The sequence below is a fragment of the Bacillus sp. FSL R5-0447 genome, from assembly GCF_038606125.1.
Classification (GTDB): domain Bacteria; phylum Bacillota; class Bacilli; order Bacillales; family Bacillaceae; genus Bacillus; species Bacillus velezensis.
This window is the reverse complement of the sequence record NZ_CP152012.1, coordinates 1,868,946-1,882,369: the sequence shown is the minus strand read 5'-3', so window position 1 is coordinate 1,882,369 and position 13,424 is coordinate 1,868,946. Positions and strand designations below refer to the sequence as shown.

The following is a 13,424-nucleotide window of genomic DNA, read 5'->3' as shown; positions in this document are numbered from 1 at the left end:
CTCTCTCATTTAAATGCTTTCCAAAACATTTTTTTCGCAGGAAGCTCTTGTTTCTCCGCCGGTGCGTCAGGCTCTTTTACCAGAGCCTTACGTCTTAATGACGGTACCGGCAGCGGCTTTCTTTTCATTCGGGTGTCTTTTTCTTCCCAAGCTTCCAGAATGACGTGGGCGTTCGTTCCGCCGTCGGCAAAGCAGTTGATGGCTGCTGACGGTCTGGCTGCATCCCATTCGCCGGCTGTTTTATGAAAATGAAAATCTGTCTTTTTTATATCAAAATGCGGCATCGGTTCATCTCCTGAGAGGAACGGAACCGTTTGTTTATGCTTCAGCATTAATACGACTTTAATGAAGCTTGCGATGCCTTCTGCGCAAAGCGGATGCCCGATGTTCGGCTTGATTGACCCGATGCCGAGCGGAACATGCTGGCCAGAGCGGTATACGGATTGAATCGCCTTCAGCTCAAGCAAATCAGTAACAGCGGAACCCGATCCGTTTGCTTCGATATAACTGATGTCTTCCGGCTTTTTGCCGCTTTTGAAAAGCGCGCTTTGCATGACATCTTTTTGCGCCTGCATATTAGGAGCTGACGGGCCTGCCGTTCTGCCGTCATTGTTCATGGCGGCGGCCTTAATGACCGCGTATATCGTGTCGCCGTCTTTTTGCGCCTGGCTTACTGTTTTTAACAGCACCATGCCGACGCCTTCACCGAGGACAACTCCGCCTGAACGCTTGTCAAATACGTGAAATGCCGGTTTTTCGTTTAACAGCCCGCGCTCTTGGAACATCCGGTGCGCCGCATCCGTGTTCAGCATGCTGACACCGCCAACTACCGCCGCTTTGATATCGCCGCTCCTCAGTGCCTGAACGGCCATGTTCATTCCTGTCAAAGCCGATGAACAAGCCGTATCAAGCACGATGCTCGGCCCGCGCAGATCAAAAAATTGCGAAACGTTTGCCGCTAAATAATTCTGCCCGCCCGCAACAATCGGGTTGCGGGTATTCGCAAGAATTTCAGGATCAGGCTGATGCTGGCTTCGGCCTCCGATATACACACCGGCCTCTATACCCTTGATTTCTTCACGGGAATAGCCGGCATGGCACCAAAGTTTCAAGCTCTCTTCCAACACCGCCAATGCCTGAGGGTCCATCGCTTTCGCGTCGTTTTCCGGAATGAAAAAGAATTCGGAATCAAAGTGATCCATATTGTCAATCAATCCCGCAACGTATTGATTTGCATATCCGAAACGTTCCGCCGGGACGGAGCCGATTGCGGACCTGCCGCTTCTCAGCAAGTCCCAATATTGTTCTAACGATTCCGCTCCCGGAAAACGGCAGCTCATTCCGACGACGGCAATGTCTTCAGTTACGGCATCACGCTTTTGTTCAGTATGAACCGTTTGTACGGCAGCCGGAACCAAGATTTCTGTATCAGGTTCCTCCCTTTCTGCAAGCAGCGGCTGTCCATTGGATACAAGCCATTCGGCAAACGCGTCAATCGTCGGATGTTCATATAAAACAGACGGATCTAAGTCCTCTTTGAGCGCTTGATTCATTTGCTGTAAAAGTTGCGCTAAAATGATCGAATCAACTCCGTAATCCTGAAACGGTTCGTCTGTTTCCAGTTCTTCCGGAGCGATTTTCAGCTCATCGGAAAACAGTTTCACAAGCCACGCCTTCGTATCAAGAAGCAGTTCTCTGTCTGAATGTTTTTCAGCGGCTTTGCCGTTTATTACGGCTTTTTGTGTTTTCTCTTGACAGAGCAGCCTGTCAGGATGCCATTCGCTCCGATCAACGATAGCCGGCAGTACGGACGGGCGGATGTTTTCAGATAAAATACGGTCCAGCAAGTCAAGTCCTTCCGCGTTGGACAGTCCCAGCAGCCCGGTCTGCTTCAGGCTTTCTGTGCGGACTTCACCCAATCCGGTTTCCTTCCAGTTCGGCCATTGAATGCTGACTAACGGATATTGATGCTGATGAGCCGCCGCGAAATAATCCATGTACGCATTTGCCATCGCATAATCCGACTGTCCCGCCGCGAGCGCCGGAACGACTGCAGATACTGAAGAAAATAAGACGAAAAATTGCAAAGGATCATTTGTGAAAAGGCTGCTTAATGTTTGAAGCCCGGCGACTTTCGGTTCCAGCACTTCTTGTATATCGTCAGCAGTCTTTCTGATAAACGCCGGATTTACTGAATTAACCGATCCCGCACAATGAATGACGCCGCCGATCGGTCCCATCGTGCGCCGGATCGTTTCAATTTCCGCTGCCGCCGCATCATGATCAGACAATTTCAGACTGATCACCGCCACTTGCACTCCTTTTGCTTCAAGCTCTTCAATCGCCCGTATCTTCTCTTTCAGCCTCGTCTTAACGGCTGACCGTTTATGACGGGGAGGAATCGGCTCCCTGCCTGTCAGAACTACTTTTTTCACGCCGTGTTTTTCTGTGAAATGGCGGGCGCATAAGAGACCCAGTCCCCTCGTGCCTCCGGTAATGAAAAGCACATGGTCTTCAGGAAACGGTGCGGGCTTATGTTCTGCTCGCTTCCCGCTTGGAATCTCCCTGAATAAAGCACGGTATCTCTGTCCGTTTCGGCGGCAGATTTCCGGTTCTGTGCAGTCCGCCGAAAATTCATCTGCAATCTGTTTGGCAAGCGTCTGCTGATCCGTATCTGTATCGGCATCCATGTGTCTGGACGTCACGTTTTGATACTCATTTTGAAGCATTCTGTACAGGCCGCTTTTTGCCGCTCCTGCAAGTTGAATCGTTTTCTGCTGAAATGGCTCCAAGCCTTTTGTTACATATAGCAGCGTCAGCGGCCGCGCTTGCCGGCGGCTTGTATCAATCAGAGTCTGGAGCCGGCTGATCCCTTCCAGTGAAGGGTCTTCGTCTCCGCATCCCGTCAGATCGATTGTGCCATCTATGTGATTCCAATCGCTAGCTGCAGTGTCAGCCGAATCGACCGGGAGAATGAATGAGTCAGCGATATGCTTTGCAGTCTCTTCGGCTAGCTCCGCTGTTCTTGCATCAGCCAGAATCATGACCGTCCTGCCGCTTTTCTCACCGGCCGAATCGATCTCACACGGAACCCATTGCTTTTCTAAAAGCACAGCCTCGCGCCGGTCTTCTGTTTCCTGCGGTATGACTTTCGGCTCAGGCAGCCAGTACGGCTCCTTCGCAAACGGATAAGCCGGCAGACTGATTCTGCGGGGTTTTTCGCCTTGATAGAGTCTGTCCCAGTCCATCTGAAGCCCTTTGGCCCACAATTCCGCTATTTTGGCGTATTTTTTCTTATCGAACCATGACCTCACAAGCTGCTTCAGGTCATCGTCCGTTTCAAATGCTTTGATTTCTTTTTTAGCCGTTTTGATATGGGCTTCATATATCCCTTCACCCGTATTTCCGTTTATAAAATCGGTTAAACGGCTGACCAGTTCTTCTCTCGAACCGGCTGTAACCGCAAGACGGTAATCCATCGCATCACGCCCGGTTTGAAGCGTGTATGCCATATCTGAAAGATTGATATTCTGATTGGCTTTTGCAAATTCGATCACAGACTCGGCATAGGTTTTTACCTGAGGCGCTTTTTTCGCCGACAGCACAAAAATGTTTGTCTCATCAGGCTTACGGCTTCCCCGGTCTTTCGGCTGATACTCTTCGATAACGAGATGAGCGTTTGTGCCGCTGTAGCCGAATGAGCTGACACAGGCCCGCCGCGGTGCTCCGCCTGTTTCCCAAGGTTTGAGTTCGGTATTGACAAATAAAGGCGAGTCATCAAAATCAAAATGTTCATTCGGCGTGCTGAAATGTAGGGTCGGCACAAGCTGCTGATGCTTCATCGACAGCAGAACCTTCTGGACGCTTGCTACACCTGCCGCCGCCGACGTATGCCCAATATTCGATTTAACCGAACCGATGGCGCAAAATTGTTTGCGATCCGTTTTTTCCTTAAATACAGAAGACAGGGCTTCTAATTCAATCGGATCCCCCTGCTTTGTGCCGGTGCCGTGCATTTCCGCATAGGTGATGCTCTCAGGGTGGATGTTGTGCGCTTCATACACTTGGCGCTCTAAATCCATTTGGCTTTTCGCGCTTGGTGCGGTAATGCCGTTGGTTTTTCCGTCCTGGTTAATTCCAGATCCGATAATGACTCCGTAAATATGGTCTTGATCGGCTTCCGCATCTTTCAGCCTCTTCAAAATGAGCGCCCCCGCGCCTTCGCCAGGCACAAATCCGTTCGCACTGTTATCAAATGCTTTACATTGGCCGTCAGGAGACAGCATTCCTGCTTCACACATGCTGATGTATGATTCAGGCGTTAAATACAAGGTCACACCGCCGACAAGCGCCATGTCAATTTCATGATTCAACAGCGCCTGACGCGCCAAATGAGTCCCGACGAGAGATGAAGAGCATGCCGTATCGATCGGAATGGCCGGCCCTTTCAAATTGAGATAATAAGGCAGGCGGGCCGCCGCGATGCTGAAACTGTTGCCCGTCGCGCTTCCTCCTGTCTGATGTTTGTTTAACATCATGCCGTATTCATTGTTCATAATCCCCAAATAAACGCCGCAATTTTTCCCGTTTAATTCTTTTGAGCTGTAACCCGCATCTTCAAAGGCTTTAAAACCTTCCTGTAAAAATATCCGGTGCTGCGGGTCCATAAGTTCCGCTTCAGACGGAGATATATTAAAGAACAGCGGATCAAACTCTTCAATGCCGTCAAGCATACCGATTGATCTGCAGTATACTTTGCCCTTCTTGTTTAAGGCCGGATCATAGTATTTGTTTACATCCCAGCGGGAAAGCGGAATGTCGCGAATGGCGTTTTTCGCACGGGCTAAGTTGTCCCAATACGTCTTTAGGTCCGGCGCATCCGGGTACTTTCCCGACATGCCGACGATGGCTATCGCGTCCGCTATCTCGTCTTTAGGCTCCCGTTTGGCCTGCACCGGTTCAGGTTCCTTTTGAATCGTTAATCTCTCCGGCTCGGCAGGTGTTTTCTCCTGCGGGGCATGTTGCTGCGTAAGCGGCTTTGGACGTACGGGAACCGCCTGTTTTTTTCTGCCGCGGACGGACGGCTGCGTACGCAGAAAATCGGCAAATTGACGGATTGTCGGATAATCATACACTTTCGTTACGTTACAGTCCGTGCCGTACCGTTTATTGACGGCCTTTATCCATTCAAGACCGGTAATCGAATCCATACCCAAGTCAATAAAGGCCTCATCAATATCTACTTCATGCCGCTCCATGTACAATACATCAGCCAGTGCTTTTGATAACTCGTCATGCACCGCTTCAATCGGTTCTTCCGGTTCGGCGGAAGCTGCCGTTTCAGACATCGCCTCCAGAATATCCGCTTCTGCTTGTGTCACATGCTGCTTATGAGCGTTTAAAGGCTGCAGCATGATGTTTGACGGTTTTTTCACGGCCTCTGATTTCTGCGGTTCGGTTGCTTCCTCAAGGATCGGTTCTGTCCCGAGCTCTTTTTGCAAGAAAGCCGCAAACTGGCGGATTGTCGGATAATCATATACTTTCGTCACCGTAAGGGACGTGCCGTACGTTTTATTAACGACCTTTATCCATTCAAGACCGGTAATTGAATCCATACCGATATCAATAAATGTGTCGTCTGCGTCGATATCGTCGGCATCCATATATAAAACGTCTGCCAAACTTTCGGTCAATACGGCACTTACTTTTTCAGCGGAAACCGCCGGACGGGAAGCGGGCTGTACGGTTCTTTTCGGTTTCGCGCCGCTCAAAGGCTGCAGTGTAATGTTTGACGGTTTGTCTTTGGCAGTCTCCTCGTGAAGAGTTGTTACTTCAATGACCGGTTCCGGGGCGGCCGCCGGTGCGATCGGCGCAGACTGTGTTTCGGCCGGTCTTTTGACAGCGGCATCTGCTGATATGTCGATCCAATAACTGTCTTTTGCAAACGGGTAGGCCGGGAGACTGATTTTTTGCGGTCTGCCCATTTGATACAACTTATCCCAATTCAGCGGAAGGCCCTTCACCCAAAGCTCTAATACCTTTGCGGCTTTGCCTTTTTCAAGCCACGCCTCAATGGTTTTTTCCATGTCCTCATCAGCCGCAAACAGCGCCATCGTGTCTTTATTCTGTTTGACTTGTCCCCGGTAGAGCTGGTCAATTGACTCCTTGCCGCCCGTAAATTCGTCAAGCTTCTCTTCAAGCTCGCGCAAATTGCTGACAATCATTCCGAGACGCTCTTCCATCGGTTCACGGCCGATTTGAAGCGTATATGCAATCCGGCTCAGATCCGCTTCCCGGTAACGCCCGCTCCGCAGTGCATCAAGAAGACGTTTCGCCTGTTTTTGAAGCCGTTGCTCATTTTTCGCGGAAAGGACGATCATCGACGGATGAGGCGCGGCATAAGCCGTCTCCTTATCCTCATCAGCGGAATATTCTTCGATGACGATATGAGCGTTGACGCCGCCGGCTCCGAATGAGGAAAGCCCCGCGGTTCTCGGCAATTCTTTATTTACTCCGTTTTCATTTATGACCGGTCTTTTCCACTCTTCAAGCGTCTGCTGCACTTTAAACGGCGTAGCGAGAAAATCAATATTCGGGTTAAGCGTCCGGGAATGCAATGACGGTGCTAGCTGCTTATGCTTCATTTGCAGGAGCACCTTCGTCAGCCCGGCGATGCCCGCCGCGCTTTCACAGTGCCCGATATTGGATTTCGCTGAGCCGATGGCGCAAAACTGTTTATCTTGTGTTTGTTCTGAAAAGGCTTTTGTCAGACCCGTGATTTCAATCGGATCGCCGAGTGAAGTCCCGGTGCCGTGGGCTTCGATGTAGCTGACCGCCCTCGGATCGGTTCCCGCGTCTTTTAACGCCTGTTTGATCACCGCGGCTTGGGCGTTCGGATTCGGTACGGAATACCCGTTTGTTTTTCCATCATGGTTCACGGCCGTTCCTTTGATCAGGCCGTAAATATGATCACCGTCCGCTTTCGCTTTAGAAAGCGGCTTAAGGAGTACGGCGCCCACTCCTTCACCGGGCACATAACCGTCTCCGCCTTCTCCGAAACTTTCACATCTGCCTTTGCTTGATAAAAATCTGTTCTGGCCGAGCATCAAATATTTATTCGGATGAACGGATACATTGACGCCCCCGGCAAATGCTGCCTCGCATTCCCCGTTCCGCAAGCTTTGGCATGCCAGATGAATGGCTGTTAAAGAAGAAGAGCACATCGTATCCAGAGCCATGCTCGGGCCGTTAAAACCGAATACATAGGAAGCCCTGTTCGCAATTGATGACGGATTTCCGGTCAGCGCAAGCGATTTTCCGCGCGCCTGTTCTTCGGCTCCGTAAAGCTGATATTCCTCGTACATGACGCCGACGTAAACACCGACATTGGCGCCAAGCAAATCAACCGATTTTTCCGTGAGCTTTTTGCGCGTGTAACCGGCATCTTCCATCGTTTCGTAGACACATTGCAGGAATAACCGCTCCTGCGGGTCCATCAATTTTGCATCACGGGGCGAAATAGAGAAGAATTGCGGATCAAATTTGTCCACGTCTTTCAAAAATCCTCCCCATTTTCCGTACGTCTTGCCTTCTTTATCTTTATCAGCGTCGTAATAAAGACTGTGATCCCAGCGATCGTTTGGAATTTCGGTTATGCAGTCAGTGCCTTCACTCAAATTCTTCCAAAATTCCTGTAGATTTTCGGCCTGCGGATATCGTCCTGATATACCGATAATCGCGATATCTTCACGCTCTGTCAGCTGCTGATTTTCCCGCGTTTCCGGACGGACTTGCGCAAAGCCTTTTTTGCCTTCATTCCGTTTGAAAACGGGCTTTACTTTCGCTTTCTCAGACAGCGCAGGTTTGGCTGCAGGGGTTTCTTCTGTTTTCATCCCGGTCACTTCCAGCAGCGTGTCCCGGTGTGCTTTCATAAAATACTGCGCCAGCGATTCGATATTCTGGTACTCGAAAAACAATGTTTTTGATAATGAGCCGAAGCTCTTTTCCAGCCGGCCCGTCAAATGCATAATCATAATCGAATCAATTCCGTAATCTTCCATAGGCGCCTTGGCATCAATTTTGCCGACAGGAAGTTTGGTCACTTCCGAAAGCACTTGTTTCAAGAAATGCTCCGTTTTTTCTGCAAGCATGTTCTCTCCGCCTGCTGTAAGACCCGCCGGTTCTTCCGTTTCGCTGCCCTTATCCGGCTGATCATCCGCTGATTTTTTCAGAAACGTCCGGATTTTTGCGGCGTAGCCTTCCGTCACCATGACTTGGGATGTGTTTGCCGCCCACCCGCGGTATAAAGCCTGAATGCCGTTTTCTGTTTGCATAGGGACCATGCCGCTTTCTTTTGTCAGCATGGCTTCCGTTTCAGCATCAACCGTCATGCCGCCGTCTTTCCAAAGCGGCCAGCAGATTGAAAGGGTGTGTCCATAGCGTTCATTTCGGGCTTTTTTACGGTTTCTTTTTTCACTGAAGGCGTTCATAAACGCATTGGCCATCGCATAATCAGCCTGGCCCGCGCTTCCGGCGCTTCCGGCTCCGGAAGAGAAAAGAATCAGAAAATCAAGCTCAATGTCCTTTGCCGCTTCGTCAAGATGAACCAGTCCGGAGACTTTCGGCGCCAGTACATCACGGATTTCATCTTTGTGTTTTTTCAGAATATAGTTGTCTTTTATCGTTCCGGCGCTGTGTATGATACCGTTTAATCCGCCGTACTGCCGACAGATGTCCGCTGTGAGCGATTGAACTTCTTGTTTTTCCGTCATGTCCGTTTGTTTGTACACAGCTTGCGCGCCGAGATCGGACAGTTCTTGAAGCTGGGCTTTTTTACGGTTATCCAACAGAGAACGCCCCGTTAAAATAAGAACGGCGTCTTTTGCATGCCGGGCGATTTCTCTGGCGAATAAAAATCCGAGTCCGCCCGCACCGCCTGTGATCAGATAAACACCTTTATCCTTCCACGGCTTTTCGGCGCCGAACTGTTCAAGACCCGTTTCCTGCCATTGTGCCGTATAGCGCCTGCCGTTTTCATAGCGAATATGCTTGTCATCAGGATGAGCGCTGCATTCACTTACATATCGGGACAGAATGTCTGCCTTGACGTCCGGCTCCAATTCAATCAGCTGGCCGGTCAGGTTCGGGTTTTCAAGCGCCGCTGTTTTCAAAAGCCCCGTTAAGCCGCAAAGGAGCTGCGTATCCGCTTCTTGAGGCACGACAATCTGAATGAGTTCGCGCCCGCCGGAATTTGAAGCGAGGATTTTCTTCACTTCTTCGAACGCCTGAAGCGCACAAGCTTCAAACCGTTCGTCTTCACTCTTATGCTGATCACGGAGCACATGACAGCTGAAGTCTGTCTGTATGCTGTTCATTTGATCCGTAAACCGGTCAGATATCATCACGTGACGGGCTTTGAAATGGATCGGCGCTTCTTCATGTACAGCGGTCTTCTCTTCCCATATGTGTTCAAAAAATAGTGTATCTGTTTTATCCGTTTCAATTTCCCGTGCGGAATAACCAGTCATTTTCACACATACATTGCCTTGTTCGTCACATACATCAATATCCAGCTTCTGCACGGCATCTTCAGGCTTGCTTTCGCCGCTGTACGCAATGGAAACCCACATATTGCTTTTACAGCTTTTCAACACATCAATCTGTTCGAGAGCAAACGGCAGCATCGGCCGTATGTCAGTCCCGTCTCTGTCAAGCATTAACCCGATTGTCGCGTGGAAGGCCGCATCCAAAAGGCTCGGATGGAGGACAAACTGATCTTTTGTATGAGAAATAGATGACGGGAGTGAGAGCTTCGCGAGCACTTTGCTGTCTTTTGCATAGATTTCCGTGACCGCTTTGTGAGCATCCCCGTATTCAATCCCCATCTGTTTGTATGCCTGATAGCAAGCGTCAGGTGTGATCAGACGGCGTGACTCTCTTAATTTGTCAATCTCGATTTTGGCCGGTTCGCCCGTTCGGGCAAACGCCGCGCTTCCTTGCGCATAGAGAACGGGCTCTTGTTCCGAGGAAGCCGATTCACTGTAAACCGTAAATCCCATCTCCCCATTTTCTTCGTCATAAAGACGGAGATACAGTTCTGCGGACTCATCCGCCGCTGTAAACGGACGTATCCATACGACATGTTTCAGCCGGACTGTTCCTTCTTCCTTCGTTTCTGCCGCATGTTCCACGGCCGCCCGGACCATTTCCAGATAAGCCGCGCCCGGTAACGTCCGCTCGTTTTTGACGACGTGATCTTTCAGGAAGAATTCTCCGCCGCTAAACGAGGACCGAAAACGGACGCCTGACATGTTTGATACATTTTCATGCAGGAGCGGATGCAGCATGCCTGCATTTTTTTGCGGCAGCGATTCTCTTTTCTCCGCCTTCGGCACCCAATACCGGATTTTTTCAAACGGATATGTCGGCAGGCTGATCCGATTCGGTTTGTTTTCACCGTACAAGAGATTCCAATCCATCGTTCCTCCGCCGGCCCACTTTTCGGCAATCATCTCCAGTCTCCCGGAAGAAAGCCATTTATGTATCAAGTCCGGAGCAAGCTCTGCCTGTTTGCTTTTATCGGCTCGGTTCCGCCAGCACCCGCTGACCGTTTTACCCGCCAGAAAGCCTTCCAGCCGCTCTTTGAGCTGTGTCATATCCTGAGCGGTGAACGCAACCCGCTCCTCCATCTGTTCACGGCCGATCTGAAGTGTATACGCCGCATCCTCAAGCGGCAGGCCGGGATGAATAAATGCAGACAGCTTCGCAACGTACTCTTTTAGCCGTTCTTCATTCCGGGCTGAAACCGGGAAAATGAATGTCTGTTCTTCTGCCGGTTCAGCATTTGTTCCGTGTGATTCTTCAGGGATAAATTCCTCCAGAATGAGATGCACGTTTGAACCTGTCGCCCCGAAAGAGCTGATGCCCGCACGCCGGGGATATACGGTTTCGTTTCCGTTTTCCGTCACTGATGGCTGCTGCCATGCTTCGGTATGATGCTGGACGTAAAACGGTGATTGTTCAAAATCTAAATACGGATTCAGCTCCTCCGAATGAAGAGACGGCACCAAAGTTTTATGGTGAAGCTGCAGGGCAACCTTGCTTAAGCCGCTGATGCCCGCAGCCGATTCCGCATGGCCGATATTGGACTTCACTGATCCGATCGAACAGAACTGTTTGTCCTGTGTGTACTGGCGGAACGCCTTGACAAGGCCTTGAACCTCGATCGGATCGCCGAGAGAAGTTCCCGTCCCGTGCGCCTCAATATAACTGACCGTGCGCGGATCGATGCCCGCTTTGTCCAGGCATTCTTCAATCAAATCGGCCTGCGCGACAGGACTCGGCACGGAAATTCCGCTCACTGTCCCCACGTGGTTGACGGCACTGCCCTTTATCACCGCATAAATCCGGTCTCCGTCTTTTACCGCCTCTCGCAGCGGTTTTAATAAAACGGCACCGATTCCTTCAGCCGGTACATAGCCGTCTCCGTCTTTCCCGAATGTATGACAAACCCCGTCTGTTGAAAACATGTCCCATAAACCGTATGTCAGATATTTATTCGGATGCAGCGACAAATTGACCCCTCCGGCAACCGCCGATTCACATTCCCCGCGTCGAATGCTTTCCGCAGCAAGGTGAACCGCAGTCAGCGAAGATGAACAGACCGTATCGACCGCCATGCTCGGCCCGTGAAAATTGCAAAAATATGAAACTCTGTTTGCGATTTGCGCATAATTAAGAGAAAGCGGGAATACATGATCTTCAGAAGAAGCCTCAGCCCCGACCAACGTATAATCCTTATGCATCACCCCTGCGAAGACGCCGACGCGCTGTCTCTTATTCCGTCCGCGCGCCTCTGCGAGCGACTTCGGCGTATATCCGGCATCCTCAATCGTTTCCCAGCATGTTTGTAAAAACAGCCGTTCCTGAGGGTCCATTGTTTCAGCTTCCCGCGGCGTAATCCGGAAAAATTGGGGATCAAAACAATCCGGATCATCAATAAATCCGCCCCATTTTGAAATGCTCTTTCCGGAAGGCGACTTTACATTTTCAAACCGGCGCCAGTCCCAGCGAGACTCCGGAATTTCGGTGACACAGTTTTTTCCTTCTTTCAGGTTTTCCCAGAATTCATGAATATTTTCGGCCTGCGGATAGCGGCCGGCCATGCCGATAATTGCGATATCTTCATCTAGCGGCACACTGCTTTTCCGCCTGTTTTCTGTTTGCGGCTCAACCGGCTTCTCCATCTTTGCCGGAGACGCGCTGAAATGGCTCCCGTACTGCTCAGTCAGGAAAGCTGCCAGCTCTGCTGCCGTCGTATATTCAAACAGCAAAGTCGGAGAAAGAGTTTCGCCGATTTTTTCGCTGATCGTTTCGACGACGTCAAGCAGTCCGGACGATGTCAGCCCCATTTCATAGTAGCCGACTTGAGAATCAATCTGTTCAAGCGGCTTGCCGATTTTTTCAGCCATCAAATTCATGACATACCGTTCCGCTTCCTCATGCGGGTGTCCGCCTTCAAGCGATGCCGCAACTTCCGGTAAACCGGCTTTTTCCGGAGACTTCTCAGCAGTCTTTCGTTCTGTATTGATCAGCTCGGCATCCCGCACGAGCTTGCTTGTGAAATCTTTAAGCTCGGCTACTTTCCGGCCGGATGCGTTAAAAAACTCCAGTGTAATGTAAATGAGCTCCTTTTCCTGCCGAAGCGACGAACGTTTGATTCTCGTGATGCAGCCGCTCTGCAAAGGTTCGGAAGCTGTAAAAGATTCGTAGAAAAGAGGCAGAAACAGCCTCTTTTCCCCATTTAACAGCGATGAGATCAATAGGTTTGCACCGACGCCGCTTCCGTCAAGAAGAGTCGGATGGAACAAAAACCCTCCGGCCTGTCCCATCGCGTCTTTTCCGAGCGATACATCAAAGGTGACGCCGTCCCGCTCCTCAAACACTTCTCCTTCCGCTTTCATATATCCGCTGTGAACCAATTCCTGGCTTCTGCATTGTGCATAAAGCTCATTTAAATCAATGGTGCGTTGCGCCTCGCGTTTGACAGAGTCAAGATCAAGCGTTTCACTGAAAATTGCAGGTGCTGTCTCGTGCATTTCCGCTTTGACGTAAATACGTTCTTCCGGCTGGACTCGTCCGCCGCTGACCTCAGCCCCTTTTGCGGTAAGTTTCCAGCGCCCTTCTTTTACCTTTGTACATTCAACCGTAAGCTTGACGGCGCTGTCTTCTTTCGCAATAAGCGGCTGATATATGGATAAATGGCGCAGCTGAAGCCCGTCGTATGAATAGCCGCGCTCTTTGAAAATCTGATAAAACATATCAATATAAGCCAATCCCGGAAGGACTTTTTGTCCGTAAACGTCATGATGTAAAATAAACGGATTTTTCAGCGATAAAGTGATTTGCTTATTGAAGTTCTTCAC

The 13,424-nt window shown here is 50.3% G+C and carries 1 protein-coding gene; it reads right to left on the bottom strand.

The features are described from left to right. Window positions 1-5 precede the first annotated feature (5 nt). Window positions 6-13,424 (bottom strand): SDR family NAD(P)-dependent oxidoreductase, encoded by a 13,419-nt coding sequence (locus NYE68_RS09415; RefSeq protein WP_342494077.1) that lies wholly within the window; start codon window positions 13,422-13,424, stop codon window positions 6-8.